At 65.8% G+C, this 26,692-nt stretch carries 29 protein-coding genes and 1 riboswitch; of the genes, 19 read left to right on the forward strand and 10 right to left on the reverse strand.

Translation table 11 applies throughout. From position 1 onward, the window contains the following. Positions 1–32: 32 nt before the first annotated feature. Positions 33–590: a 6,7-dimethyl-8-ribityllumazine synthase gene (locus XH79_RS28195; RefSeq protein WP_212341832.1), complete on the reverse strand. Its 558-nt coding sequence runs from the start codon at positions 588–590 to the stop codon at positions 33–35. Between the two features lie 78 nt (positions 591–668). Then, positions 669–843, reverse strand: a riboswitch (FMN riboswitch). A 408-nt stretch (positions 844–1,251) separates the two neighbouring features. On the opposite strand from XH79_RS28195, the gene XH79_RS28200 reads away from it, so the two are divergent. Next, positions 1,252–1,752, forward strand: coding sequence for a YbjN domain-containing protein (locus XH79_RS28200; RefSeq protein WP_212341833.1), 501 nt, complete (start codon positions 1,252–1,254; stop codon positions 1,750–1,752). Between the two features lie 137 nt (positions 1,753–1,889). Further along, positions 1,890–2,762 (forward strand): pyrroline-5-carboxylate reductase, encoded by an 873-nt coding sequence (gene proC / locus XH79_RS28205; RefSeq protein WP_271583934.1) that lies wholly within the window; start codon positions 1,890–1,892, stop codon positions 2,760–2,762. A gap of 162 nt (positions 2,763–2,924) precedes the next feature. Here the strand turns inward: proC and XH79_RS28210 are convergent, their stop codons facing one another. The 5 genes from XH79_RS28210 to XH79_RS28230 all read right to left on the reverse strand — a co-directional run bounded on the left by XH79_RS28210 (position 2,925) and on the right by XH79_RS28230 (position 7,347). Further along, positions 2,925–3,317: a thioesterase family protein gene (locus XH79_RS28210; protein ID WP_212341834.1), complete on the reverse strand. Its 393-nt coding sequence runs from the start codon at positions 3,315–3,317 to the stop codon at positions 2,925–2,927. A 178-nt stretch (positions 3,318–3,495) separates the two neighbouring features. After that, positions 3,496–3,750 (reverse strand): tautomerase family protein, encoded by a 255-nt coding sequence (locus XH79_RS28215; RefSeq protein ID WP_212341835.1) that lies wholly within the window; start codon positions 3,748–3,750, stop codon positions 3,496–3,498. 66 nt (positions 3,751–3,816) lie between these two features. After that, complete coding sequence (hisS, locus tag XH79_RS28220) at positions 3,817–5,331, reverse strand: histidine--tRNA ligase (RefSeq protein ID WP_271583714.1); 1,515 nt, start codon at positions 5,329–5,331, stop codon at positions 3,817–3,819. Positions 5,332–5,475: 144 nt separating this feature from the next. Next, entirely contained in the window at positions 5,476–6,000 is a 525-nt protein-coding gene (locus XH79_RS28225) for a YegJ family protein (protein ID WP_271583715.1), read from the reverse strand. A 264-nt stretch (positions 6,001–6,264) separates the two neighbouring features. Further along, entirely contained in the window at positions 6,265–7,347 is a 1,083-nt protein-coding gene (locus tag XH79_RS28230) for a branched-chain amino acid aminotransferase (protein WP_271583716.1), read from the reverse strand. A 339-nt stretch (positions 7,348–7,686) separates the two neighbouring features. On the opposite strand from XH79_RS28230, the gene XH79_RS28235 reads away from it, so the two are divergent. Genes XH79_RS28235 through XH79_RS28245 form a run of 3 tightly spaced genes read left to right on the forward strand, consistent with a single transcriptional unit; the run spans position 7,687 to position 10,364 of the window. Continuing rightward, the gene (locus tag XH79_RS28235) at positions 7,687–8,229 is read left to right on the forward strand and encodes a MarR family winged helix-turn-helix transcriptional regulator (protein ID WP_245003728.1); all 543 of its coding nucleotides are present in this window, start codon (positions 7,687–7,689) and stop codon (positions 8,227–8,229) included. Further along, on the forward strand, positions 8,226–8,957 hold the full coding sequence (locus tag XH79_RS28240) for a response regulator (protein ID WP_211404479.1): 732 nt from the start codon (positions 8,226–8,228) through the stop codon (positions 8,955–8,957). Before XH79_RS28235 ends, XH79_RS28240 begins: the two co-directional genes overlap by 4 nt. An 18-nt stretch (positions 8,958–8,975) precedes the next feature. Beyond that, positions 8,976–10,364: an ATP-binding protein gene (locus XH79_RS28245; RefSeq protein ID WP_212341840.1), complete on the forward strand. Its 1,389-nt coding sequence runs from the start codon at positions 8,976–8,978 to the stop codon at positions 10,362–10,364. Between the two features lie 67 nt (positions 10,365–10,431). On the opposite strand, the gene XH79_RS28250 is transcribed toward XH79_RS28245, so the two are convergent. Together XH79_RS28250 and XH79_RS28255 are read right to left on the reverse strand one after the other, a co-directional pair. After that, positions 10,432–10,962, reverse strand: coding sequence for a DUF3617 domain-containing protein (locus tag XH79_RS28250; protein WP_271583717.1), 531 nt, complete (start codon positions 10,960–10,962; stop codon positions 10,432–10,434). Between the two features lie 41 nt (positions 10,963–11,003). Then, entirely contained in the window at positions 11,004–11,297 is a 294-nt protein-coding gene (locus tag XH79_RS28255) for a hypothetical protein (protein ID WP_212341843.1), read from the reverse strand. Between the two features lie 181 nt (positions 11,298–11,478). On the opposite strand from XH79_RS28255, the gene XH79_RS28260 reads away from it, so the two are divergent. The 4 genes from XH79_RS28260 (at position 11,479) to XH79_RS28275 (ending at position 14,257) form a co-directional block, all read left to right on the forward strand. Next, the gene (locus tag XH79_RS28260) at positions 11,479–11,940 is read left to right on the forward strand and encodes a hypothetical protein (protein ID WP_271583718.1); all 462 of its coding nucleotides are present in this window, start codon (positions 11,479–11,481) and stop codon (positions 11,938–11,940) included. A 119-nt stretch (positions 11,941–12,059) separates the two neighbouring features. Beyond that, entirely contained in the window at positions 12,060–12,752 is a 693-nt protein-coding gene (locus tag XH79_RS28265) for a ribonuclease T2 (RefSeq protein ID WP_271583719.1), read from the forward strand. Between the two features lie 149 nt (positions 12,753–12,901). Continuing rightward, positions 12,902–13,762 carry a 23S rRNA (adenine(2030)-N(6))-methyltransferase RlmJ gene (locus XH79_RS28270; RefSeq protein WP_212341849.1) on the forward strand — a complete coding sequence of 287 codons (861 nt, stop codon included), beginning with the start codon at positions 12,902–12,904 and terminating at the stop codon, positions 13,760–13,762. A gap of 279 nt (positions 13,763–14,041) precedes the next feature. Next, complete coding sequence (locus XH79_RS28275; protein WP_008544396.1) at positions 14,042–14,257, forward strand: cold-shock protein; 216 nt, start codon at positions 14,042–14,044, stop codon at positions 14,255–14,257. A 69-nt stretch (positions 14,258–14,326) separates the two neighbouring features. On the opposite strand, the gene XH79_RS28280 is transcribed toward XH79_RS28275, so the two are convergent. Beyond that, on the reverse strand, positions 14,327–14,947 hold the full coding sequence (locus tag XH79_RS28280; RefSeq protein ID WP_271583720.1) for an outer membrane protein: 621 nt from the start codon (positions 14,945–14,947) through the stop codon (positions 14,327–14,329). Between the two features lie 247 nt (positions 14,948–15,194). On the opposite strand from XH79_RS28280, the gene uvrC reads away from it, so the two are divergent. The 7 genes from uvrC to XH79_RS28315 all read left to right on the forward strand — a co-directional run bounded on the left by uvrC (position 15,195) and on the right by XH79_RS28315 (position 21,456). Next, positions 15,195–17,252, forward strand: coding sequence for an excinuclease ABC subunit UvrC (uvrC, locus tag XH79_RS28285; protein ID WP_271583721.1), 2,058 nt, complete (start codon positions 15,195–15,197; stop codon positions 17,250–17,252). Between the two features lie 97 nt (positions 17,253–17,349). Beyond that, complete coding sequence (gene pgsA, locus XH79_RS28290) at positions 17,350–17,967, forward strand: CDP-diacylglycerol--glycerol-3-phosphate 3-phosphatidyltransferase (protein ID WP_063687274.1); 618 nt, start codon at positions 17,350–17,352, stop codon at positions 17,965–17,967. Next, a complete protein-coding gene (gene moaD, locus XH79_RS28295) occupies positions 17,964–18,215 on the forward strand; it encodes a molybdopterin converting factor subunit 1 (protein ID WP_015688556.1) in 252 nt (83 codons plus the stop codon). The genes pgsA and moaD overlap by 4 nt, the downstream gene beginning before the upstream one ends. Before the next feature lie 4 nt (positions 18,216–18,219). Then, entirely contained in the window at positions 18,220–18,687 is a 468-nt protein-coding gene (locus tag XH79_RS28300) for a molybdenum cofactor biosynthesis protein MoaE (RefSeq protein ID WP_271583722.1), read from the forward strand. Then, the gene (gene prmB / locus XH79_RS28305; RefSeq protein ID WP_271583723.1) at positions 18,687–19,646 is read left to right on the forward strand and encodes a 50S ribosomal protein L3 N(5)-glutamine methyltransferase; all 960 of its coding nucleotides are present in this window, start codon (positions 18,687–18,689) and stop codon (positions 19,644–19,646) included. Before XH79_RS28300 ends, prmB begins: the two co-directional genes overlap by 1 nt. A 90-nt stretch (positions 19,647–19,736) precedes the next feature. Then, positions 19,737–20,324, forward strand: coding sequence for a phage holin family protein (locus XH79_RS28310; RefSeq protein WP_271583724.1), 588 nt, complete (start codon positions 19,737–19,739; stop codon positions 20,322–20,324). 1 nt (position 20,325) lies between these two features. Then, positions 20,326–21,456 (forward strand): YihY/virulence factor BrkB family protein, encoded by a 1,131-nt coding sequence (locus XH79_RS28315; protein ID WP_271583725.1) that lies wholly within the window; start codon positions 20,326–20,328, stop codon positions 21,454–21,456. Positions 21,457–21,512: 56 nt separating this feature from the next. On the opposite strand, the gene XH79_RS28320 is transcribed toward XH79_RS28315, so the two are convergent. Continuing rightward, complete coding sequence (locus tag XH79_RS28320; protein WP_271583726.1) at positions 21,513–22,352, reverse strand: class I SAM-dependent methyltransferase; 840 nt, start codon at positions 22,350–22,352, stop codon at positions 21,513–21,515. A 121-nt stretch (positions 22,353–22,473) separates the two neighbouring features. Here XH79_RS28320 and XH79_RS28325 point away from each other — a divergent pair, with 121 nt between their 5' ends. The 3 genes from XH79_RS28325 to XH79_RS28335 all read left to right on the forward strand — a co-directional run bounded on the left by XH79_RS28325 (position 22,474) and on the right by XH79_RS28335 (position 26,529). After that, positions 22,474–24,036 (forward strand): winged helix-turn-helix domain-containing tetratricopeptide repeat protein, encoded by a 1,563-nt coding sequence (locus XH79_RS28325; protein ID WP_271583727.1) that lies wholly within the window; start codon positions 22,474–22,476, stop codon positions 24,034–24,036. A gap of 141 nt (positions 24,037–24,177) precedes the next feature. Further along, positions 24,178–25,659, forward strand: a complete 1,482-nt coding sequence (locus XH79_RS28330) for an EAL domain-containing protein (protein WP_271583728.1) — start codon at positions 24,178–24,180, stop codon at positions 25,657–25,659. A gap of 15 nt (positions 25,660–25,674) precedes the next feature. After that, entirely contained in the window at positions 25,675–26,529 is an 855-nt protein-coding gene (locus XH79_RS28335; protein ID WP_271583729.1) for a TIGR01459 family HAD-type hydrolase, read from the forward strand. The last annotated feature ends 163 nt before the right edge of the window (positions 26,530–26,692 follow it).

The following is a 26,692-nucleotide window of genomic DNA, read 5'->3' on the forward strand; positions in this document are numbered from 1 at the left end:
TCAGGATGAGGAGCGAGAGCCTTGTCGCTCCGTCACACGATCCCCGCCGCAACCTGGCCGCGCAGGCGCTCCAGGCCGTGCAACGTCTCCGCACAAGCAGTCGCGACCTCGACGCCCTTGATGGCAAAATGCCTGCGGAAGAAGTCGTAGTGCACCTCGGTCTCGTGGAATTGCTGCGGCGTCAGCACGGCCGAGAACACCGGCACCTCGGTGCGCAGCTGCACGTCCATCAGCGCCTTGATCACGGTGTCGGCGACGAACTCGTGCCGATAGATGCCGCCGTCGACGACGAGGCCGGCCGCGACGATCGCGGTGTAGCGCCGGGTCTTGGCGAGCACTTGCGCATGCAGCGGGATCTCGAACGAGCCCGGCACCTCGAACACGTCGACATGGGTGAGGTGGCGCGCCTCGGCCTCCTTCATGAAGGCGATGCGGGCCTCCTCGACCACGTCGCGGTGCCAGCAGGCCTGCACGAACGCCACCCGCTGCGGTTTGGCGAAGCGCGGATGCTCCGGCACCGGATCTCGTGGAACCGGCGGTTGGGTAACTTCGGAAGTTTCGGCTTGGGGATCTTGCAACATCTGATTCATGGCTTTCCTCGGTTTAAGGACCAGAATCAGGGCACACGGAACGACAAACAGCCGCATCCACGCGATGCGTCTGCCACCGACCGTTCTCTTTCATCCGGACTTTAACCGTCGGCTTCGGAGTTGCACCGAATCTGCTGACCCTTCCCTTCGGACAAGACCTTTTCAGGAAAGTCCTTGGGGGAAGGCGCTCGCGGGCTTGGGCCTTTCGGCCCTTACCGCCGGTGGGGACTTTCACCCCGCCCTGAGAACATCGGCCGTCCGGAATGAACGGCCTGACCGGAAATATGACGCCGGCCGGCGGCCGCAGCAAGCGTGTTCCGCATGGGGAATGCGCATGGTCCCATGCCGCCGCGGCGGGAGCGGCCTCACGGGGCGGAATTAACGATTGGGGTCCGTTGGCTCGAGGCCGATTCCGATTTGTTCTCCTCCATCCGGATCGGGACTCCCGCGTTAAGAATTGTGGCGGAGATGAGCTGTGGACGAACGAGTCCTGGGTTGTGGACGGACTCGGGACCCCGTTGCGCAGATTCCGCAAATCACATCACTTGATCCGCGACAGGCCCGCGCTGATCCGAGGGATCGCAAGAGCGACATTGAGGGAGCGTGCCGGGCCGACCGCGTGCGTATCAACGACAACAAGAAGGCAAGAGGTCGAGACGGCATGTCCCTGCTCGAAGGCAACATTGATTCCAAAAGCCATCCGCTCGCGGTGGTCGAGGATATCGCTGCCAACAACAACTGGCCGTTCGAACGCTCCGGCGAAGACGAGCTCACGATCGTCTCGAAGGGACAGTGGACCGATTACCAGATCTCCTTCACCTGGATGGGCGAGATCGAGGCGCTGCATCTGGCCTGCGCGTTCGACATGAAGATTCCGCTCGCGCGGCGGAGCGAAGTGCAGCGGCTCGTCGCCGCCGTCAACGAGCAATTGTGGGTCGGCCATTTCGATCTGTGGACCAACACCGGCATGGTCATGCACCGCCAGGCGCTGGTGCTGCCGGGCGGCCTCACCGCCTCGCCCGCGCAATGCGAGGCCATGCTCGCCGGCGCCATCCACGCCTGCGAGCGCTACTTTCCGGCGTTCCAGTTCGTGGTGTGGGCCGGCAAGACCACGACCGAGGCGATGGACGCAGCGATGTTCGACACGGTGGGCGAGGCGTAAGGCTTCTCGTGACGCAAGGGAGCCGCCGCTCCCTCCCCACCGTCGTCCCGGCGCAGGCCGGGACCCATACCGCGTGATATCGCTTAGGGCACGCGGCTTGTTGCTCTGCTCTCCATCCACTAGAACCAGTCGTGGTTATGGGTCCCGGCCTTCGCCGGGACGACACTGAATTTGTGGTGACCACAGTGGCAAACAACACCCTTCAAAACATCACCGGCACCATCCTGCTCGCCGGCGCCGGCAAGATGGGCGGCGCGATGCTGACCGGATGGCTTTCGGGCGGGCTCGATCCGCGCCGCGTCGCGGTGGTCGACCCGTTCATCTCGCCGGAGATCACAGCGCTTGCCGCCAAGGGCGTTGCGCTCAATCCCGATGTGAAGGCGGCAGGCACGGTCGAAACCCTGGTCGTCGCGGTGAAGCCGCAGATGTTCCGCGAGGCCGGCGCCAAATTGAAAGCGTTCGTCTCCGACAAGACCTCGGTGGTCTCGATCATGGCGGGAACCACGATCGCCTCGCTCGAGGAGGTCTGCGGCGGCGCCGTGGTGCGCGCGATGCCGAACACGCCGGCTGCGATCGGCCGCGGCATCACCGTCGCCATTGCGGCGAAGAGTGTCAGCGCCGCGCAACGCGCGGTGGCCGATGCGCTGCTGCGCGCCACCGGCTCGGTCGAATGGGTCGAGGACGAAGGCCTGATGGACGCGGTGACCGCCGTCTCCGGCTCGGGCCCGGCCTATGTGTTCCTGCTCGCCGAGGAGCTCGCGCGGGCCGGCGTGGAAGCGGGATTGCCCGAGGCGCTCGCGACCAAGCTTGCGCGCGAGACCGTCGCCGGCTCCGGCGAGCTGCTGCACCAGTCGGAGCTCCCCTCGGCCACGCTGCGCCAGAACGTCACCTCGCCCGGCGGCACCACGGCCGCAGCGCTCGGCGTGCTGATGGGCGAGCCGGGCTTGCGCGAACTGATGATCCGCGCGATCGCGGCGGCGACGAAGCGGTCGAAGGAGCTGGCGAAGTAGGACGGTGTCGTAGGGTGGGTTAGCCCCGCAGATGCGCAAAGCGCATCTGCGCGGCGTAACCCACCTCTTTGGTTTCCGCGGAGACAGAAGTGGTGGGTTACGCTAGCGGACCGCGCTTCGCGCGACCGCTAGCTAACCCACCCTACGGCACCGTGCCCGCGGCTACGCCCCCAGCCGCTTGTTGAACGTCTCGACATTGACGAGCCCGCGCGCGTGGCGGCCCTCACCGAGCCTGCGTGGGCCCTCGAACGCCTCGACCTCGAAGCGGATGACGCGGCGCTCGACCGCGACCACTTTCGCGGTGGTCCGCACCGTCGCGCCGACCAAGGCGGCTGCGAGATGGCGGATGTCGACCTCGGTGCCAACCGTGACCCAGCCCGGCTGAAGCGCGCTGCGGATCGCATCGCCCGCCGTCATCTCCATCTCCAGGATCATCATCGGCGTTGCATACACAAAGGGCATGCCGGGCACGAAATGCCCGACCGTGCGCTCGGCCGGCACCACCAGCGTGCGCTCGGCGCTCATGCCGATTTTGATGAAATCGCGTGCGTCCATGGTGCTGACCTCGTCGTCTTGGACAAGCGAGCAAAGCGAGCGCCGATCCAGGACCCATTACCCCGACTGCATATCGTTGGCGCGGTCCAAACCACGACCTGCCGCAACAACTGCCGCTTGGGGTAATGGGTCCTGGCTTTCGCCAGGACGACAGTTGTGTTTGCCGCTACAGCGCTGGCTACTTCTTCGCCGCCGCTGCGCGCTCCACGAAGGTCTTGCCGCCCTTCATCTTGTGGCGGAGCGGGGCTTCGTTGATCTGGATGACGACGGCATCGGCGTCGACGCCGAGGTTCTTCACCAGCGCCTGGGTGATGTCGCGCATCATGCCGGCCTTCTGCTCGTCGGTGCGGCCCTCGGCCATGCTGACGGTGATCTCAGGCATCGTTGTCTCCCTGCTGCTTTCGCGATGACCGGGCACACCCCGGTCATTCATGACGTGCGCATCAAACAGGACGTGGATGCCCGGGACAAGCCCGGGCATGAGGCTGCTTGCGAATGGCTAGCCCCAGCTCACGTCATGGCGCGCCAGCACCTCGCGCACTTTTGCGACGAGGTCCGCTTCGCCGCACGAGAACTGCGCCGGGCGGGTCTCGCGCCATTCCTGGTTGGAAGCGATCGCCGCGGCTGCCTTCGCGCCCTCGACCAGATCCTTGATCTGCACCTCGCCGCGCGCCTTCTCGTCCGAGCCCTGGATGATGACGCAGGGGCTGTTGCGACGGTCGGCATATTTGAGCTGGTTGCCCATGTTCTTGGGATTGCCGAGATAGAGCTCGGCACGGATGCCGGCCGTGCGCAAGGACGCCACCATCTTCTGGTAGTCGGCGACGCGGTCGCGATCGAACACCGTGACGACAACGGGCCCGAACTCGGGCCGCGTGTCGAGCTTGCCGAGCAGCGTCAGCGCCGCCTGCAGCCGCGAGACGCCGATCGAGAAACCGGTCGCCGGCACCGGCTCGCCGCGGAAGCGCGAGACGAGGCCGTCGTAGCGGCCGCCGCCGCCGACCGAGCCGAAGCGCACCGGGCGGCCCTTCTCGTCCTTGGTGTCTAGCAGCAGTTCGACCTCGTAGACGGGGCCGGTGTAATATTCGAGGCCGCGCACCACGGACGGATCGATCTTGATGCGATCCGCATCGTAGCCCGACGCCGTGACCAGTTTTGCAATCTCTTCCAGCTCGCTGACGCCGGCCTGACCGACAGCGCTCTTGGCGAGATAGGTTTCCGCCGCGGCAACCGCCTCTTTCCAATCGTCGCGCGGCTTGGTGATGGCAAGAACAACGTCGGCTTCAGCTTCGCTGAGGTTGGCGCCCTTGGTGAAGTCGCCCTTGCCTTCCTCGCCGCCATCCCATCGTCCGGGACCAAGCAGCTTGCGCACTTCGTCAGCGGAGAACTTGTCGAGCTTGTCGATGGCGCGCAGCACGGTCAGCCTGCGGCCTGCGTTCTCGTCGCCGGCGAGCCCGATGGCCTCCAGAACGCCGTCGAGCACCTTGCGGTTGTTGACCTTCACGACATAGGAGCCGCGCGCAATGCCGAGCGCTTCCATCGTGTCCGCCGCCATCATGCAGATCTCGGCATCCGCCGCCGGCGTCGCCGAGCCGACCGTGTCGGCATCGAACTGCATGAACTGGCGGAAGCGGCCGGGGCCGGGCTTCTCGTTGCGGAACACGTAGCCGGCGCGGTAGCTGCGGTACGGCTTTGGCAGCGTGTCGAAATTCTCGGCGACGTAGCGGGCGAGCGGCGCGGTCAGATCGTAGCGCAGCGAGATCCACTGTTCGTCATCGTCCTGGAACGAGAACACGCCCTCGTTCGGACGATCCTGGTCGGGCAGGAATTTGCCGAGCGCGTCGGTGTATTCCATCGCCGGCGTTTCCACCGGCTCGAAACCGTAGAGCTCGTAGACGGCGCGGATCTTCTCGACCATCTCGCGCGTCGCCCGGATCGCGGCGGGATCGCGATCCTCGAGCCCGCGCGGCAGGCGCGCCTTCAGTTTCTGGGGTTTTTTGGGTTTGTCGGCCATGCGCGGCGTTTACCAGCCGACGCGCGGGGCGGCAACCGGTGCTTAAGGGACGCCGTCATTCCGGGGCGATGCGCAAGCATCGAACCCGGAATCTCGAGATTCCGGGTCTGGTCCTTCGGACCATCCCGGAATGACGGCCAACCTTTACGGCTTCTCCATCCGCGCCCTCAGCGCGTCCGCATCCGCCTTCGGCAGCGACTTCAAGGTCGGCTTGATGGTCTCGCCGCCGACGATCTTGCCGTTGCGCATGAACATCCAGTCCGAGATGTCGGCTTCGGTGAACTTCACCTGGTCGCCTGCCCGCTTGCCCGGCAGATCGCGCGGCTCGTTGGCGAACAAGCCGGAATAGCTGCCGTCCGGTAGCTTCTTCACCTCGCCGATCCAAATATGCTCGCCACCCTTACGGGTCGAAAAGCGCACCTTCAGGGCGTGCCCGGTCTCCGACGACTTTGGCGCCTCATAGGAGGCCCAGAAGGTCGGCAGCGAGCCGCGGGCGCGGGCGATCGCGGCGTTCATCTCGGGATCGGTGGTGCGCACGTCGACGATCGGCGAGCGGTCCTGCGCGACCACCTCGTGCGTGGGGCCGATGGTCAGGATGCCGAAAACGGAGACGCCGGTGATGGCGGCGAGAACCACCCATTTCATGGGTTGGGAGAGTTTGGATGCCATGATCGCGATGCCCAGGATGCTTGTTGTGTCCTGGTTTTGTCGCGTGTCGGCAGCAGCACGTTCATAGCGCAATAAGCCACAAACGTTGCGCGTTTTACCCTCCCCTGGAGGGGGAGGGTCGGCTCGCATCTAAGCGTAGCGAAGATGAGAGACGGGGTGGGGTGACGGTCTCTCCACATCGAACACTGCCGGAGTGGAGAGATCACCCCACCCCGCTCGCGCTTCGCGCGATCGACCCTCCCCCTCCAGGGGAGGGTGAAGATCTCAAAGCACCTTGCGGATCCAGTTGTGCGGATCGTTGGTGCGGCCGTACTGGATGTCGACGAGCTGCTTGCGCAGGCCCATCGCGACGGGGCCGGCGGCGCCGCCCGAGATCTCGAAATCGCCGCTCACCGAACGCACCTTGCCGATCGGCGAGATGACGGCGGCGGTGCCACAGGCAAACGCTTCCTTGAGCTTTCCGCTGGCCGCATCCTTGCGCCACTGATCGAGCGAATAGGGCTCTTCGCGCACGGTCTTTCCGGCATCGCGGGCGAGCGTGATGATGGAGTCGCGGGTGATGCCGGGCAGGATGGTGCCGAGCGGCGGCGTCGAGAGCGAGCCGTCGTCGAACACGAAGAAGACGTTCATGCCGCCGAGCTCCTCGATATAGCGACGCTCGACCGCATCGAGGAAGACCACCTGATCGCAGCCGTGCTGAATCGCTTCGGCCTGGGCGCGCAGGCTCGCAGCATAATTGCCGCCGCATTTGACCGCGCCGGTGCCGCCGATCGCGGCGCGCGTGTAGTTCTCGGAGACCCAGATCGAGACCGGCGCAGGCCCGCCCTTGAAGTAGGAGCCCACCGGGGAAGCGATCACCGCAAAGATGTATTCGGACGACGGCTTGACGCCGAGGAAGGTCTCGCTCGCGATCATGAAGGGGCGCAAGTAAAGGCTGCCCTCGCCGCCCGGCATCCAGGCACGATCGATGCGCACGACCTGCTCGACCGCCTCGATGAAGACGTCTTCGGGCAATTGCGCCATCGCCATGCGGTCGGCGGAATTCTTGAAGCGCCGCGCATTGGCGTCGGGTCGGAACAGGTTCACGCCGCCGTCGTCGCGCTTGTAGGCCTTGAGGCCTTCGAAGATTTCCTGCGCATAGTGCAGGACCGCGCCGGCCGGATCGAGCTGGAAGTTGGCGCGCGCCTCAACGCGTGCCTCGTACCAGCCGCCCTTGGCCTGGTTGTAGCGGACCACCGCCATGTGGTCGGTGAAGACCCGCCCGAAACCGGGGTCCACCAGCTTGGCGACACGGTCCTTCTCTGGAGTCGGATTGGATGCGGGCTGGATATCGAATTTCATGCTCATGTCCTTGCCTCCCGCTGCCGGTAGCGGCGCTGTTTCTCGCGCCCGCCTGCCCGCTTCGGGCCCGACTGGCTTGGTTGGGTTTCTCGCCGGACCGCCGCCAGCCATGTTACGGCCGGTTTCCGTGGCCAGCATGTCGCTGAGGACATGCTTTTGCGGAAGGCGGAAGTCCAGTATGTTTTGCCGAAATGCCGCTCGACAATCGCACGGTAGATCTGCTTCGGCCGTCGCCGCCTGTCCGGCTCTCTCCGGCCGTCCTGCTACGATGCCACCCGTCGCGAAACGATCTAAAATTTCGTGCGGATCGATCGTTTTGTAACATTGAACCCAAGATACGTCAATATGCCTGACATAAATTTCGCGACTTCCCCTCAAGACGCTGCCGTGCCCCGGCCGGCCGCAGGCGATGGAGGCAATTTGCGCTGGGATATCATCGAGCTGCTGTTCTTCGCCTATCGCGATTTCGTCGGCGATCCCGATCAGGAGCTGGAGGCGTTCGGCTTCGGCCGGGCCCATCACCGCGTCATGCACTTCGTCTACCGCTATCCCGGGCTGAAGGTCGCCGACCTGCTCGACGTCCTGCGCATCACAAAACAGTCGCTCGGCCGGGTGCTCAAGCAGCTCCTGGACGAGGGCTACATCGTGCAGAAGACCGGCGACAATGATCGTCGCCAGCGCCTGCTCTACGCGACGCCGAAGGGCGAGGCGCTGGTGCAGAAGCTCGCCGGGCTCCAGACCACGCGGATCACCAAGGCACTCGCCGAGATGGGTCCGCAGGACGCCGAAACGGTCAAGCGCTTCCTGCGCGCGATGATCGACCGCGACGATCCGGACAAGGTGCTCGAGACGATCTTCGCCTCGGTCAATCAAGAATCGAAGGAGTGACCGTGCCGCTCGCAGCCACGCTCGCGCGTCCACCGGTGCAACCGGCCGACGACGCCCCGCATCTGCTGCTGGTCGACGATGACCGCCGCATCCGCGACCTGCTCTCGCGCTTTCTCGCCAGCGAAGGCTATCGCGTCACCACCGCGGCAAGCGCGGGCGATGCGCGCTCCAAACTGCTGGGCCTGCATTTCGACCTCTTGATTCTCGACGTCATGATGCCCGGCGAAACCGGCTTCGACCTCGCCCGCTTCATCCGGACCTCCTCCTCGGTGCCGATCGTGATGCTGACGGCGCGCCACGAGGCCGAAGCCCGCATCGAGGGCCTGCAGATCGGCGCCGACGATTACGTCGCAAAGCCGTTCGAGCCGCGTGAGCTTGCGCTGCGCATCAACAACATCCTCAAGCGCGCCGCGCCGCCGCCACAGGTGACGACCGTCGAGAAGATCGCGTTCGGTCCCTACGTCTATCATCTCGATCGCGGCGAATTGCGCCAGGGCGAGGAGGTCATCCACCTCACCGATCGCGAGCGCGAGATGCTGCGCATTCTCTCGGAAACCCCGGGCGAGACCGTGCCGCGCAGCGCGCTGACCGGCAATGGCAGCGTCAACGAGCGTGCCGTTGACGTGCAGATCAACCGCCTCCGGCGCAAGATCGAGACCGATCCTGCGAATCCGCTGTTCCTGCAGGCGGTGCGCGGCATTGGCTACCGGCTGGTGGCCTCGCCATAACTCAGTGAAGCACGCTAGATGAGCACGATCGATACCGGCCTGACGCTTCTGAAGAGCGCCGCCGGCCGCGTTTCGGCCGCCAATGGCTGGATGGGCAATGCGTTCAAGGGCTGGATGCCGACCGGCCTCTATGCCCGCGCGCTGCTCATCATGATCGTGCCGATGGTGATCCTGCAGTCGGTCGTCGCCTTCGTGTTCATGGAGCGGCACTGGAACACGGTGACGCGCCGCCTGTCGGCCGCCGTCGTGCAGGACATCGCCGCGCTCATCGACGTCTACAAGGGCTATCCGCAGGACCGGGATCGCGACCAGATCCGCCGCATCGCGCAGCAGCGCCTCGGCCTCGTCGTCGACTTCCTGCCCGCCGGCGACATGCCGCCGCCGGGGCCGAAGCCGTTCTTCTCGCTGCTCGACCAGACGCTGTCGGTGCAGCTCGGCCGCCAGATCGGCCGCTCGTTCTGGATCGACACGGTCGGCCGCTCCAACCTCGTCGAGATCCGCATCCAGCTCGACGATGCCGTGATGCGCGTGTTCGCGCAGCGCAGCGCCGCCTATGCCTCGAACTCGGAGATCTTCCTGTTCTGGATGGTCGGCACGTCATCGATCCTCCTGATCGTCGCGGTGCTGTTCCTGCGCAACCAGATCAAGCCGATCCTGCGGCTCGCGGATGCCGCGGAAAGTTTCGGCAAGGGCCGCGAGGCGCCGAACTTCCGCCCGCGCGGCGCGCGCGAGGTACGGCGCGCGGCGGTCGCCTTCCTCGAGATGAAGTCGCGCATCGAGCGCACGATGGAGCAGCGCACCGCGATGCTCGCCGGCGTCAGCCACGATCTGCGCACCATCCTGACCCGCTTCAAGCTCGAGCTGGCGCTGATCGGCGACAGCCCCGAGCTCGAAGGCATGCGCAAGGACGTCGACGAGATGTCAATGATGCTGGAGGATTACCTCGCTTTTGCCCGCGGCGATTCCGGCGAGCAGTCGCAGCCGACCGACATGGCGCAGGCGCTCGAGGAGCTGCGCAGCGATGCCGAGCGCCACGGCCACACCGCGACCGTGGCGTTCAACGGCCTGCCCGTGGTGACGGTGAAACCGGCCTCGTTCAAGCGCTGCCTCGCCAACCTCGTCACCAACGCGGCGCGCTACGGGAAGAGCATCGCCATCACCGGCCAGCGCGATCACCGTTATTTGACCGTCACGGTCGACGACGACGGTCCGGGTATCCCGGCGCATTTGCGCGAAGAGGTGTTCAAGCCGTTCCTGCGGCTGGACAACGCCCGCAACCAGGACGAAGGCGGCACCGGCCTTGGCCTCGCCATCGCCCGCGACATCGCCCGCTCCCATGGCGGCGACATCACGCTGGGTGACAGCCCGATGGGGGGATTGCGGGCGAGCGTGCGGATACCGGTGTAGGCGCCGTACTTCACCTCTCCCCGTAAGAACGGGGCGAGGGAGCGCACCGACTGCGCGGCGACCGCACCTACTTCGGCAGCAGGCTCTTCAGCTTGTCCATGTCGCGCACGTTCATCTTGAAGCCGCCGGGCATGACGATGTCGCCGGGCTTCTGGTCGGGCTTGCAGGCCCCGAGCCACTTCGCTTCGAGCTGCACCGTCGTATCGCGCCCCGCAGCGCCGGCGACGCCGCCTTGCGCATGCGAGGTGGTCTTCACCGTGTAGGCCGAGTTGAAGTCGCCCGTGATCTCGGCATGCGAGGTCGTGCTGACGCCGGCGACGCTGCACTCGGAATCGCTGACATAGCCGGTCGCGGTCTTCTTGATCTCCTGCTTGGCGCAGATCTGCTTGGCCATCGGGGAGACGTTGTTGCTCATCTCCTTGTCGACGGTCTCGTCGGTGCAGTGCTGCATGGTCATCTCGGGCATCGCCGAGCCGGTCCTGACCATCTTCATTTCCCAGAGGCCGGCCTTGCGCACCGGCAGGTCGTCGGCAGAGGCGCTGCCTGCCGACACGACAACGCAAAGGGCCGAGCCGAGCAAAGCGAGTTTGCGCGTCATGAGGGAAGCTCCCGGCAAAGAGATTGCGACGTTACGACGCCTCAGTAGAGCGTGCGGATCGGCCGGTCGGCGGCGCCATAGGGCACCCAGCGGCAGGAGAACGAGATGTATCCACCCTCGTAGGCCTGCACGCCCAGGAATTTGACGACCTTGCCGTAGCGCGCGCAATGATCGACCGCGACCTGCCGCGCATCGACCTGGTTCGCCATCGAATAGGCGATGATACCGCCGGTGTCGTTACCCTTGAACGGAGGCACCGGAAGGATATCGGCGCGCGCCGACTGGCTCGCCATCATACCCAAGGCAAGAAGGCCCGCGGCCGCAATGATTCGCATTCCCGTCACTCCAATTGGCTGGCACTAGTTTACGGTGCCGGGGCCAAAGTGAAAAGAACCGAGGCCGGCCGGCTGCGACGTTCTGGTCAACTCCTGGCGAAGTGTTGCCGCGCTGCACTTGACCTCTTCCGGCCTTCGCGGCACCGTCCGAGCTTCGAAGACCCAGCAGTCCGGATTGCCCATGCGCGCCCCCTCCCTGAAATCGCTCCGCTTCGCCGCCGTGCTCGGCCTCATGTTCGGGGCGCTGTCGCTCGGCGAGGCCCGGGCCGCCAATCCGCTGGAGCTGAACTTCTGGCTGAGCGGGCCGCGCTATGACGGCGCCGTTGCCGATTGCGACAGGGCGCTGCCGACGATCGCCTCCCAGTTCTGGGAGAAGGAAAGCTCGTTCTGGAATTCCTCGTTGAAGATCACGGGCTTCTCGGCCGTTCGCGAGGTCGCCTTCCGGCCCTGGCAGTCCGACAACATCCCGCGCCGCTATTGCACCGGCGAGGCCATGCTCACTGACGGCAAGGTGCGCAAGGTGCATTTCTCGATCATCGAGGATGGCGGCTTTGCCGGTTACGGCAACGGCGTCGAATGGTGCGTGGTCGGGCTCGATCGCAACTGGGCCTACAACCCGGCCTGCCGCGCCGCGAGGCAGTAATTCGAACGCCCTGATTCGGCCCGATCAAGCGGCCGAACGACTGGCGCCAGAAATTTGTTCTTGAAATGTTCTCATCGCCTGCTAGGCTCGACTGCACAGTCTAGTTGAGGGGCGTCGCCATGTTTCATTCCAGATTGCGTTCGTTCTCCCGTCTTGTGATCTCACTCACCCTTGCCGCCGGGCTGGTTTCGCTCGCCGGCGGCGCGAAAGCCCAGGACAGGCGGCAGAACGCGCCCGGCGAATTCGATTTCTATGTGCTGTCGCTGTCATGGTCGCCGTCGTTCTGCGAGGAAGCGGCCGAGCGTGGCGGCCGCTCCCAGATTCAGTGCAGCGGCCGGCCCTACGCCTTCGTGGTGCACGGGCTGTGGCCGCAATATGAAAACGGCTTTCCGGAATATTGCCAGCGGCCGGCGCCGCGGCTGAGCCGCAGCATCGTTTCCTCCATGCTCGACCTGATGCCGGCGCCGGGCCTGATCTTCAACGAGTGGGACAAGCACGGCACCTGCTCGGGTCTCGCCGACCGCAGCTATTTCGAGACGATCCGCAAGGCGCGCGCCGCGATCAAGATTCCGGCCGAGTATCTCGATCTGTCGCAGGCCAGGACCGTCGCGCCTGCTGACGTCGAGGAGGCCTTCATCAAGGCCAATCCGGGCCTCAGCAGCGCCGCCGTCTCGGTCACCTGCAACCGGACGCGATTGTCCGAGGTCCGGATCTGCCTCAGCAAGGACCTGCAATTCCGCGCCTGCGAGGAGATCGACCGCCGCGCCTGCCGCCGCGACCAGGTGACGATGCCGCCGATCAGGGGTGGATAGAGTTCGTCATTCCGGTTCGCGCGGAAGAGCGAACCCGGAAATCCATCTCGCCACAAACAATGCTGACAGATGGATTTTAGGCTCGGTGCTGCGCACCGCCCCGAAATGACGGGAGTTACTTTCATCGCGCGATGTCGTAACTCTCCGCCATGAACTACCGACACGCCTTCCACGCCGGCAACTTCGCCGATGTCATCAAGCACATCGTGCTGGCGCGCATCATCACGTATCTGCAGGACAAGCCGGCCGCGTTCCGCGTCATCGACACCCATGCCGGGGCCGGCCTCTACGATCTCGAAAGCGACGAGGCGCGCCGCGGCGGCGAGTGGCTGACCGGCATCGCGCGGCTGATGCAGGCGCGCCTGTCGAACGAGACCATTGCACTGACCAAGCCCTATCTCGACATCGTCCGCGCCTTCAATCCGAAGGGCGAGCTCAAGGTCTATCCGGGCTCGCCGCTGATCGCGCGCGGCCTGCTGCGGCCGCAGGACCGTCTCGTCGCCTGCGAGCTCGAGCCCAAGGCGCGCAAGGCGCTGATCGATGTGCTGCGCCGCGACGAGCAGGCTCGCGTGGTCGATCTCGACGGCTGGGTGGCACTGCCGGCCTTCGTGCCGCCGAAAGAGCGCCGTGGTCTCGTGCTGATCGATCCGCCGTTCGAGGCAAAGAACGAGTTCGAACGGCTGGGCGAAGCCTTCTCGGCAGCCTTCGCGAAATGGCCGACCGGTATCTATGTAATCTGGTATCCCGCAAAGAACCGCCGCGCCACCGACACGCTGGCGCAATCAGTGGCGCGGCTCGCAGCCGCAGCAAAACCACCGGGCAAATGCCTGCGTCTCGAATTCAGCGCCGCACCGCAACTCGACGGCGCCCCCCTCACCTCCACCGGGCTCTTGATCGTCAATCCGCCCTACACGCTGCACGGCGAGCTCAAAACCATCCTGCCCGAGCTGGAGATGCCGCTCGGCCAGGGCGGCGCTGCCAGATTCCGATTAGAGGTACCCAAGACGTAACACTCCGTAGAGGTACCCACGACGTAACACTCCGGCATTCTTGGGAAAAATATGCAGTAGCGGTAGTCAATCCGCAACGAACCGTATTATGCTGTTTGCGTGACTGGCTTTACGTTCCGCTTCCGCGAATGGTTGCGGCGGAGTGAAGGCCCTAAGAAAGATCCGATCGGGCCGATAAGGCTCGCTCAAGGATGGCCAGCTCCCGGGCTCCGTATTGCCCGGTCATGTCGTGACGTGCGTCTGCGTCGCGACGGAGGAGCAATGAGGGGGAGTTTCCCGATGGCCATGACGGGAACGGTCAAGTTCTTCAACGGCGAGCGCGGCTACGGCTTCATCAAGCCCGACGACGGCGGTCGCGATGTCTTCGTTCACATCACCGCTGTTGAGCGGGCGGGATTGAAGGACCTTGCCGAAGGACAGCGTATTACTTTCGAAGTCGAACCGGACAAGAAGGGGAAGGGACCGAAGGCGGTCAACCTGGTCATCCTTTCCTAGCGTGCCCTGAAAAAAATCCCGGCCGCGAGCGGCCGGGAGGCTGTGGTCCGGTATTTTCTTCTTCAGCTATCAGAAGTGATAGTTCACGCCTGCGCGCACAACGCTGGCGCTGTAGCCGTTCGACACGCCGGTGATTGCGAACTGGCTCGTCGACAGGTCGATGTAGAGATATTCGAGCTTGGCACTCCAGTTCGGAGCGAGGCCCACTTCCGCACCGGCACCGATGGTCCAGCCGGCGGTGGCGTGCGACTCGGTCCAGCCGAAGGTCTGCGCGCGCAGCTCGCCGAAAGCGAGGCCGGCGGTGCCGTAGAACAGCACGTTGCTGAAGGCATAGCCGGCGCGGCCGCGCAGCGTGCCGAACCACGGATTGGAGAACTTCCACGGCGCGAAGGTGTCGTCGGCGCCGGCAGCCTGGATGTCGCCCTCGACGCCGAACACCCACGGGCCATTCTGGAAATTGTAGCCGGCCTGGATGCCGCCGACGAAGCCGGACGGCTTCGATGGGTTGTTGTCGACCGAACCCCATTCGTAGCCGATGTTGCCGCCGAGATATGGACCCGCCCAGCTATACGCATTGAGCGGCTGGTTGACGGTATAGGGCGCTCGCTGCCCGTAATTGAGATCGGCGGCTTCTGCCGAAGCTGTCCAGCCGGCAACCAAAGCGGCCGCGCCCACAACGAGCCTCTTCATCACTTAACTCCAACGCAACTGCCGCCCCGCGACGCCCGCGCCGCCGCGCGAGGCGAAACCGCGTGGTTACGGAACCAAGAACCTTTCGCGTAGGATTTATCGAGAGTTTTAAGTTAAAGGCCTGTTAAGTCGGGTTACCGCGCTCTTAACAGGCTTAAGCAAGCGTTACCGGGAACCGCGCCGCCATCCTGTGCGTGCCGCACGGCCGGAACTTCAAATCGGCCCCCCCAGCGCCTAAATTCGCATCATGGTTCACGATTCCACCGACAATCCGGACGACCGCGCGCGCAAATCGCCGCAAGCCGCTGCGAACGACGTGCCGCCCGGGGGGCTGGCCGCGCCCGACGTCGATCCCGCCACCACGGGCGGCGACGACGAGGACGATGCGCTGCTGCCCGATATCCTCGAAGAGAGCGGCGCGGTCGGCGACGAGCCGTTGGCGACCGGCCACGAGGCGATCGAGCGCGCGGTCCGGCTCGCCCCGACCTCGCCCGGCGTCTACCGCATGCTCAACGCCAATGCCGACGTGCTCTATGTCGGCAAGGCCAAGAACGTCAAAAAGCGCCTGTCCAACTACGCGCGCCAGAGCGCGCCGCAGCCGGCACGCATCCTGCGCATGATCGCAGCCACCGTGACGGTGGAGATCGTCTCGACCAACACCGAGACCGAGGCGCTGCTGCTCGAAGCCAACCTGATCAAGCAGCTGCGGCCGCGCTTCAATGTGCAACTGCGCGACGACAAGTCGTTTCCCTATATCCTGATCACCGGCGATCATTGGGCGCCGCAGATCCTGAAACATCGCGGCGCGCAGACGCGGCCCGGGCGCTATTTCGGCCCGTTTGCCTCCGCCGGAGCGGTCAACCGCACCATCACGGCGCTGCAGCGCGCGTTCCTGATCCGCTCCTGCACCGATTCCTTCTTCGAGAGCCGCACCCGGCCCTGCCTGCTCTATCAGATCCGCCGCTGCGCCGGTCCCTGCACCCGCGAGATCGATTTCGGCGGCTATTCGACGCTGGTGCGCGAGGCGAGCGACTTCCTCTCCGGCAAGAGCCACGCGGTGAAGCAGGAGCTCGCCGGCGAGATGGAGAAGGCCTCGGGCGAGCTCGAGTTCGAGCGCGCCGCGCTGTACCGCGACCGCCTCGCCGCGCTGTCGGCGATCCAGTCGCAGCAGGGCATCAATCCGCGCACGGTCGAGGAAGCCGACGTGTTCGCCATCCACCAGGAGGGCGGCTTCTCCTGCGTCGAGGTGTTCTTCTTCCGCACCGGCCAGAACTGGGGCAATCGCGCCTATTTCCCGCGCGCGGAGAAGACCTTCACGCCGGAGGAAGTGCTGGGATCCTTCCTGGCCCAGTTCTACGACGACAAGCCGCCGCCGAAAAACATCCTGCTCTCGCACGAGATCGAGGAGAGCGAGCTGCTCGCCAACGCGCTCTCGATCAAGGCCGGCCACAAGGTCGAGGTCACCGCTCCCAAGCGCGGCGAGAAGAAGGAGCTCGTCGCCCACGCGCTGACCAATGCGCGCGAGGCGCTCGGCCGCAAGCTCGCGGACACCGCGACGCAGAGCCGCCTGCTCGACGCCATGGCCGCGACGCTCAGCCTGCCGCATGCGCCCAAGCGCATCGAGGTCTACGACAACAGCCACATCCAGGGCACCAATGCGGTCGGCGCCATGATCGTCGCCGGCCCCGACGGCTTCGTGAAGAACCAGTACCGCAAGTTCAACATCAAGTCGGAAGGGATCACGCCGGGGGACGACTTCGCCATGATGCGCGAGGTGCTGGAGCGCCGCTTCAAGCGCCTGATCAATCCGCCCGAGGAGGGCGCCAAGGTCAAGGATGATGACTTCCCGCAATGGCCCGACCTCGTGATCATCGACGGCGGCCGCGGCCAGCTCAATGCGGTGCGCGAGATCTTTGCCAATCTCGGCCTGACCCAGGTGTCGCTGATGTCGGTCGCCAAGGGGCCGGACCGGGATGCCGGGCGCGAGACCCTGTTCATGCCGGATCGCGAGGCGATCAAGCTGGAGCCGCGCGATCCCGTGCTCTATTTCATCCAGCGCCTGCGCGACGAGGCCCACCGCTTCGTCATCGGCTCGCACCGCAAGCTGCGCAAGAAGGACATCCGCGAGGCCGGTTTGCAGGAGATTCCGGGCATCGGCCCGTCACGCAAACGTGCCTTGCTGCACCATTTCGGAACCCTGAAGGAGATCGAACGGGCCTCGATCGCCGATCTCGGCAAGGTTCCGGGGGTGAGCGCCGAAAGCGCCCGCAGGATTTTCGAGTATTTCCATCCCCAGCCGGGGTGAACTAAAGGGGGACCGCGGTCATAAGGGCGTCGCATCCGGCATCGCATTTGTGAGCGGGACGGTTGACCTTCAGCCTTGAGCGGTATTGGTAGGACGGATGAACATCGCCACGACACGAGGGACAACCAGCCGCGCGATGTCCCTCCCCAACATCCTGACCTATGGCCGGATCGCCGCGATCCCGGTCGTGGTCGGATGCATCTATGCGCAGTCGATTCTGGATCAGCCGCTCTGGCTGCGCTGGCTCGCGGTCGCCATCTTCATCGCGGCCGCGGTCACCGATTACCTCGACGGCTATTACGCGCGGATCTGGAATCAGCAATCGGCGTTCGGCCGGATGCTCGACCCGATCGCCGACAAGCTGCTGGTCGCCTCCTGCCTGCTGATGCTGGCCGCCGACGGCATCATCCACGGCTGGTCGTTGTGGGCCGCCATCGTGATCCTGTGCCGCGAGATCCTGGTCTCGGGTCTGCGCGAATACCTCGCCGCGCTCCGCGTCAGCGTGCCCGTGACCAAGCTTGCGAAGTGGAAGACCACGGTCCAGCTGGTCGCCATCGGCTTCCTGCTCGCGGGACCTGCCGGCGACGAGGTGGTGCCCGTCGTCTCGATGATCGGACTGGCGCTGCTGTGGGCCTCGGCGATCCTGACCATCTACACCGGCTACGACTATTTCCGCGCCGGCATCCATCACCTCATCAAGGAGGATGAGGGATGAAGGTGAAGTATTTTGCCTGGGTGCGCGAGCGCGTCGGCAAGGCCGAGGAGACCATCGAGCCGCCGGCGACCGTGCGCACCGTGGAGGAGCTGATCGCCTGGCTGTCCGGCCGGAGCGAGGCCTATGCGTATGCGTTCGAGAAGCCGAAGGTGATCCGCACCGCAATCGACCATGCCCACGTCAAGTCGGACGCCGCGATCGCGGGCGCCCGCGAGATCGCGTTCTTCCCGCCGATGACCGGCGGTTAGGCTCATGAGCTGCCCCGTCACCATCCGTATCCAGGAAGACGATTTCGACATCGCGCGCGAGATCGCGGTCCTGACCAAGAGCCGCACCGACATCGGCGCGGTCGTGAGCTTCTCCGGCATCTGCCGCGCCGACGACGACAGCGCCAGGATCGCCGCGCTCACGCTCGAGCACTATCCCGGCATGGCCGAGGAAGAGATCAGGCGCCATGCCGACGAGGCCATTTCGCGCTGGCCACTCAACGGCGTCACGGTGATCCACCGCGTCGGTCGCTTCATGCCCGGCCAGAACATCGTGCTGGTGCTCACCGCCTCGCAGCATCGCCAGGCCGCATTCCAGGCGGCCGAGTTCCTGATGGATTACCTCAAGACCAGCGCCCCGTTCTGGAAGAAGGAAGAGAGCGCCACCGGCACCGGCTGGGTCGAGGCCCAGGCCCGTGACGACGAGGCCGCCGCACGCTGGACCAAATCCTGATGGCAAAAACTGCGAAAAAGACTGCGCGCGGCCGCGCCGCGCCGAAGCTTGCGAAAGTGGGGCCCGGCGAGCTTCTCACGCTGCTCGACTTCGTCCGCTATGCGGTGAGCCGCTTTGTCGAGGCGAAGCTCGCCTTTGCCCATGGCACGACCGACCCGGTCGCGGAAGCCGTTTTCCTGGTCTCTGAGGCGCTGCATCTCACGCCCGACCAGTTCGAGGGCTTTGCCCACGCGCGCGTCACCGTCGCGGAAGGCAAGACCCTCCTCGACCTCATCCACCAGCGCGTCACCACGCGCAAACCGGCCGCCTATCTCGTCAACAAGATCTACATGCGCGGCCTGCCCTTCTATGTCGACGAGCGCGTCATCGTTCCGCGCTCCTTCATCGGCGAGCTCCTGGATTCGCATTTCGGCGACGAGGGCGGCCCCGGCTCGCTGATCGACGACCCCACTGCCGTCGAGCGCGTGCTCGATCTCTGCACGGGATCGGGATGTCTTGCGATCCTCGCCGCGCATCACTTCCCGAACGCTGCGGTCGATGCCGTCGACATCTCCAAGGGCGCGATCGAGGTCGCCGCGCGCAATGTCGAGGACTACGGGCTCGAGGACCGGATCACGCTCCATCGCGGCGACCTGTTCGCCCCGCTCGGCGATGCGCGATATGACCTGATCATCACCAACCCGCCCTACGTCGATGCAGAAGGCATGGCGGCATTGCCGCCGGAGTGCCGGGCCGAGCCAAAACTCGCCTTCGACGGCGGCGCCGATGGTCTCGACGTGGTGCGGAAGATCCTGCGCGATGCGCCCGATCATCTGACGCCCGGCGGCGGACTGATCTGCGAGATCGGCCGCGGCCGCGAATTGGTCGACGAGGCCTTCCCGGAACTGCCGCTGCTATGGCTGGACACCGAGGACTCCGAGGGCGAGGTGTTCTGGATTTCGGCCGCCGATCTCGGCTGATCCGCCACGGCCGCGCGACTTCGACGGAACAAGTCAAATTCGGCCACGTTCATCCCCCGATGCATTGTCTCGCTCTCGGAGGATGTCCGTATGCTCGCGCCATCGGGCGAATTGCTGCGCGCCGGTGTGGCGCTCAAGCTCAATCACGTCAAACGGGCTGCTCAATCCTATCTGCGTGACCAGACCAGCCAAGCCACCGGCAAGGTGACATCCTACGCGGTGGCCGGTGGCCTGTTCGCAGTCGCGGGCCTGTTCGTTGTCGCGGCATTCTTCGTCGGGCTGATCGCCCTGTATCGCTGGATCGCCATCACCTCCGGGCAGTTCTGGGGTTTTGGTGCCGTCGGCGCAGTGCTGCTCATGCTGGCCGCGGTCTGTGCCGGGGTGGCGATGGCGCAGATGAGGCGCAAGCCCAAGCCGATTGTGCCGCTCGCGAGCCGTCTGCGCGTGGCGGTCGCGACGCCTCGGATCCCGCGCGGAACGGTCAAGGAGGCCGTGAAGGAGGTGGCGACGACGATTCCATTGGCGCCGCTCGCGCCGGGTGAACGCGGCCATGGCAACCGGAGCCGGCCGGCTCGCACCAACCGGCCCGTGCAGCTTGGCCTGATGCTCGCAGCGGTCGGGCTGCTGGGCGTGACGGCGGCGCGCCGGCGACGCCACGGGCAAAGGCTGGAGACGTGACATGCTGGTGCGGCGCTCCGAGTCAATCGACAGCTGGCTGCTGGTGGCAGCCACCGCCGTCTTCGTGCTGACCGCGGAACGCTACTTCCAGGACTCCGGCCCGATCCGGCCGGGACCTCCGCCGGACCACCGCAAGCAAGAGGCGAATTCACCGGAAACCCACCCGGCGGGCGCGGCCATGCAGCCCGGCCGCGGACGTCATGCGAAGAGCCCGTTCGCGATCCCGTGGGCGGGCTGGAAGGATATTTTCTGGCGTACCTATCAGCGCATCGACGAGGATCGCCTGCTCGCCACAGCCGGCGGCGTCGTGTTCTTCGGGCTGCTCGCGATCTTCCCGGCCGTCACCGCACTTGTCTCCTCTTACGGCCTGTTCGCCGATCCCTCGACGATCAGCGCCAATCTGCAGACGCTCGCGACCATGCTGCCGGAGGGTTCATTCCAGATCGTCGAGGAGCAGGTCGCGCGCGTGGTGTCGCATGGCAATACGACGCTCGGGGCCACCTTCCTGCTCGGCCTTCTGCTTGCGATCTGGAGCGCCAATGCGGGGGTCAAGGCGATCTTCGATGCCCTCAATGTCGCCTATGAGGAGCGCGAGAAGCGCAGCTTCATCGAGCTCAACATGGTGTCGCTGGCCTTCACCGTCGGCGGCATCGTGGCGCTGCTGCTGATGGTGGGGGCCGTCGTCGCCTTCCCGCTCGCACTCAACCATCTCGGCATGGCGCCCGAGAGCAAGCTGATCGTGGCCTTAGCGCGATGGCCGCTGCTGTTCCTGATCCTGCTGGTGGCGCTCGCGATCCTCTACCGCTTCGCGCCCAGTCGCGATTCGCCTCGCTGGCAATGGCTGAGCCTCGGCGCGGTGACGGCCGCCATCCTCTGGATCGCCGGCTCGGCGCTGCTGTCCTTGTATCTCTCTGAATTCGCCAATTACAACGCGACCTACGGCTCGCTCGGCGCGGCGATCGGCCTGATGATGTGGATGTGGATGTCGGCGATCGTCATCATGTTCGGCGCCGAGCTGAACTCGGAGATCGAACGGCAGACCCTGCGGGACACGACGACCGGTCGCCCCAAGCCGCTTGGCACCCGCGAAGCGGTCTCGGCCGATACGGTTGGCGCCACCGCGCCATTCTGATCGACTCGACCGATGGCGGTCAGGCCGGCAGCCAGCCCGACCGCATCTGGCGTGTATCAACGCCGGGTGATCACGGCTTCCAGATATTCGCTGTGCACGACGATGGTGCCGTCGTCGGCATGGTTGAACTCGCCGAGCAGCGCCAGCAGATCGCGCTTCAGCGCCGCCTGGCCGTCCGCGTCGAGCGCGGCAAACGCCTTCAGCGTAGGTCCGTAGAAGGTCTTGAAGATCTCGAGCCAGTGCTCCGGCGAGCGATAGCGGAACACGAACATGCGCGGCTCGGCGGCGATCTCGGACGCCTGGCCAGCGAACATCTCTTCAAGCCGCGCCCGTGTGCCCCATAATGCCGGCGACTTCACGCCCGCCGGCGGCGGCAGATGCTTGCCGATGGTCTTGAACAGCTGGCCGATGAAACCCTGCGGCGTCCAGTTGGCGAGGCCGATCTTGCCGCCGGATTTGCAGACCCGCGCGAGCTCGGCGGCCGCCTTGTCCTGGTCCGGCGTGAACATCACGCCGAAGGTCGAGAGCACGACGTCGTAGCTGGCGTCGGCAAACGGCAGCGCTTCGGCATCCGCTTCGCGGAACTCGATCATGAGATGTTCGGCCGCCGCGCGCTCACGCCCGCGCTTGAGCAGCGCCGGCACGTAGTCGGTGGACGTGACGTCACACCAGCGCCGCGCCGCGGCCAGAGTCGCATTGCCGTTGCCGGCGGCGACGTCCAGCACCTTGCTGCCGGCGCGTATGTCGAGTGCCTCACAGAGCTGTTCGCCGACGATCTGCAAGGTGGTGCCGACGACGGCATAGTCGCCCGACGACCAGGCGCCGTGCTGGCGCTGCTTGACGGCGGCAAGATCGGGTTGGGCTGCGGTTGGCTTGAGCGCGGCGGATGTCGACATGGCAATCTCCTGCGGTTGAAAACGCCGGGACGATAGGGCGCATGCGGCTCGCTGGCCTTGAGAGCGGCGTTATTTTACGCTGAGAGCGGCTTGATTTCCGAACGGGAGCCGAGGGGGAACTGTGACATTTCAGTTCGAGAATTTCCTGCTCGACCCCGAGCGCCGCGAATTGCGGCACGCGGACACGCTCGTCGCGCTCGAACCCCAGGTGTTCGATCTCCTGACCTACCTCGTCCGCAACCGCGATCGCGTGGTGACGCGGGACAATCTGCTCGATGCGATCTGGAACGGCCGCGTCGTCTCGGAATCGACACTGACCAGCCGGATCAACGCCGCGCGCCGCGCGATCGGCGACAATGGCGAGGAGCAGCGACTGATCCGCACCGTCGCGCGCAAGGGCGTGCGGTTCGTCGGCGCGGTGACCGAGCTGGCCCGCGCCGCCGGACCAGCCGGGACAGACGAGGCGCCCGCGCCGCCGCCGACGGGCCTGCCCCTGCCCGATCGCCCCGCGATCGCGGTGCTGCCCTTCACCAACATGAGCGGCGAGGCCGAGCAGGATTATTTCTCCGACGGCATCAGCGAGGACATCATCACCGCGCTGTCGAAGCTGCGCTGGTTCTTCGTCATCGCTCGCAACTCCTCCTTCATCTACAAGGGCCGCACGGTTCATTTGCGGCAGGTCGCCGACGAGCTCGGCGTGCGCTACGTCGTCGAGGGCGGCGTCCGCAAGGATGGCGAGCGCGTCCGCATCACGGCGCAGCTCAACGACGTCGCCACCGGCAGCCATCTCTGGGCCGAACGCTACGACCGCGAGCTCGCCGACGTCTTCGCCGTCCAGGACGAGATCACCGAGGCGATCGTCGCCGCGATCGAGCCGCAGCTCTATGCCGCGGAGAATTTTCGCGCCCAGCGCAAGCCGCCCGACAGCATGGACGCCTGGGACCTCGTCATGCGCGCGCTCTCGCACTATTGGCGGGTGACGCGGCAGGATCACGTGGTGGCCCAGGCCCTGCTCGAAAAGGCCATCGCGCTCGACCCCGGCTACGGCAAGGCGCTCGGCCTGCTCGGCACCAGCTACATGTTCACGGCGCATATGGGCTGGATGGACATGGCCATCGCGATACCCACCGCCGAGCGCGCGGCACGTGCCGCGATCCGCGCCGACGACGAGGATGCCTGGGCCCACAACGCGCTCGGCCACGTCCATCTGTTCGCGCGACGGTTCGAGGACTCGCTGGCCGAGTTCGAGACGGCGCTACGGCTCAATCCGAACTTCGCACTGGCGCAGGGCTATCATGGCCTGGCGCTGGGCTATTGCGGTCGCTGGCAGGAGGCCGACGAGGCGGCGCGGCGGGCGATCCGTCTCAGCCCGCGCGACCCCTATGCCCCGGTCTATTTCGGCATCGCCGCCTATGCGCGTTTCCTCGGCGGCGACGACGAGGAGGCCATCCGCCTGGCGCAGGAGGCCTTGCGCCAGCGCAGCGACTTCGTCGGGGCGCACCGGGTGCTGACCGCGGCCGCCGGCATGGCCGGGCATCGCGAGATCGCCGCCGCTGCGTTGAAGGAACTGCGCCGTGCCCAGCCGAACGTCTCGCTCGCCTGGATCGCCGAGTTCATGCCGATCAAGCTCGCCAATGACCGCGAGCGCTACCTCGAAGGCTTTCGCCGGGCTGGCCTCACCTGAAGCCCGAACAGCCCGCTATCCCCTCGAATCAACAATGATGTTAAGCTCATGCGGCTTGGGGGAGCATGAGGCGTGACGGGTTCGCACAGTGACCCGTGTTTTCCCGGGTGAGGCATCAGCTCTTGAGGCGTAACGCGCGGCATGATTCGCATTTCGACGATCTTCATCGCCATCTGCATGGTTCTGGTCGCGGCTTCGCTCGGCCTTGTGCTCTACGCTGTCGCCGGCATCAGCGGAACCGAATCCGCGATCGTGGCGCTGACCGCACTGACCTTCCTCATCCTCTACAACGCGGTGTCGATGCGGTTGCGCGACCGCAGCGACGTCGGCGGCCAGATCGCGGACCTGTCGCGCGGCACCGCCGACCTCGCCCGTCAGGTGGCCGAGTTCGGCCGCCGACTGGCGGCGATGGAGGGGCGCATCGCCTCGTCCAACTCGACCAATTCCGACCGCATCCAGTCGGTGGTCGGCGAGATCAACGAGCTCGGCGGTCTGGTCAAGCAGCTCGCTTCCACCGTATCGGCGCATGAGGACCTGCTGGCGGGTGCCGCGCCTGGACCTGCGGCGGCGCCGGCGGCACGACCGGAGCCGGAAGCACCGATCGACCTGATCGAGCCGTTCGAGGAGCGACCCGCCGCGCCGCCGCCGCTTCCCCCCGCGCCTGCGGCTGTGCAGCCGCGGCCGGCGGTTCAGGCCCAGACCGCCAATGCGGTCCAAACCACCAACGGGCGCAACCAGACCCAATTGCTGGCGACGCTGCGCAACGCGATCGACGAGAACCGCATCGACATCTTCCTCCAGCCGATGGTGACGCTGCCGCAGCGCAAGGTGCGGTTCTACGAAGCCGTGACGCGGGTGCGCGACGAGCGAGACCAGCTGATCGCCGCCGAGGATTTCATCAGCATCGCCGAGGCCTCGGGGCTGATCGGGCGCATCGACAACATGGTGATGCTGCGCTGTGTGCAGGTGCTGCGGCGCCTGATGGTGCGCAACAAGGACGTCGGCGTGTTCTGCAACGTCGCGGCTTCCACGCTCGGCAATTCCACGACCTTCGCGCAATGCCTCGACTTCCTGGAAGCCAACCGGGCGCTGGCGCCGTCGCTGGTGCTGGAGTTCAAACAGTCGACCTTCCGCAATCTCGGTCCGGTCGAGACCGAGAACCTCGCCGCGCTGGCCCAGCGCGGCTTCCGCTTCTCGATCGACCATGTCACGGATCTCAGGATCGAGCCGCGCGAGCTCGCCGACCGTGGCGTGCGCTTCATCAAGGTGCCGGCCACGCTGCTGCTCGACCCCAGGCAGGCCTCGACCTCCGACATCCACCCGTCCGACCTCTCCGACCTGCTCGGCCGCTTCGGCATCGACCTGATCGCCGAACGGATCGAGGGCGAGCGCGCCGTGGTCGATCTGCTCGATTATGACGTACGGTTCGGCCAGGGGTTCCTGTTTGCACCGCCCCGGCCATTGCGGCCGGAGGGGGCATCTGCTACCGGCGGGGCCTCGCCGAACCAGGCGCAGGACACTCAGGGACCCAATGGCTCCGGCACACAAAGCTCAGGCGCGACCTCTTCGGCGCCTCCGCCCCAGCGCCTCACCGGTAACGCGGCGCTCGCGCGCCGCATCTGATCGGCCGCACGCATCATGACCACGCTGCATTTTGCCGAAAGCCTGCGCGAGCTCGTGGGCGGGGTCGACGTCGTGCTCAGCGACATCTGGGGCGTGGTCCATAACGGCCTGGAGTCCTTCCCGGAGGCCTGCGAGGCGCTGCACACCTATCGCAGCCGCGGCGGTACGGTGATCCTGATCACCAACGCGCCGCGCCCGGCCGCCTCCGTGCAGCGGCAATTGCGCAAGCTCGGTGTCGCCGACGAGACCTATGACGCGATCGTGTCATCGGGCGACCTGACCCGGCTCTACGTCGCCGAGCATCCCGGTCGCAAGATGTTCTGGCTTGGCCCCGAGCGTGACAATTCGATCTACCGCGGCCTCGACGCAACGACCGCGCCGCTGGAAGAAGCCGACTACATCGTCTGCACCGGCCTCTATGACGACGAGACCGAGACCGCCGAAGACTATCGCGGCATGATGCTCAAGGCGCGCGAGCGCAATCTGACGCTGGTCTGCGCCAATCCCGACATCGTGGTGGAGCGCGGCGACCGCCTGATCTATTGCGCCGGTGCGATCGCGGAACTGTACCGCGAGCTCGGCGGCGAGGTGATCTTCTACGGCAAGCCGCACCGCCCGATCTACGAGCGCGCCATGCGGCTGGCCGGCGAACGCCAGGGCCACATGATCGACCGCAAGAAGGTGCTGGCGATCGGCGATTCCGTTCGTACCGACCTGACCGGCGCGCGCGAATTCGGCATCGACTGCCTGTTCGTCACCCGCGGCATCCATGCCGAGGAGTTCGAAGGCCTCGACCAGCTCGACCCGAATTCGGTGATGGAATTGTTCGGCCACCCGCCGAAGGCGCTGATGCGCGAATTGAAGTGGTGACGACATAGCCGTCATCCCGGTCTGGTCCGAAGGACCAGACCCGGATCTAGAGATTCTCAGGTGCGCAATCGCACCATAGTTCGGTACAGCGCACCGCCCCGGAATGACGGACCCAACGCAGAAAGCCCGGGACGCGCCCGGGCCTTGCGAATTCAGCCGAAAG

Source organism: Bradyrhizobium sp. CCBAU 45389, from assembly GCF_028128625.1.
Taxonomy (GTDB): domain Bacteria; phylum Pseudomonadota; class Alphaproteobacteria; order Rhizobiales; family Xanthobacteraceae; genus Bradyrhizobium; species Bradyrhizobium liaoningense_B.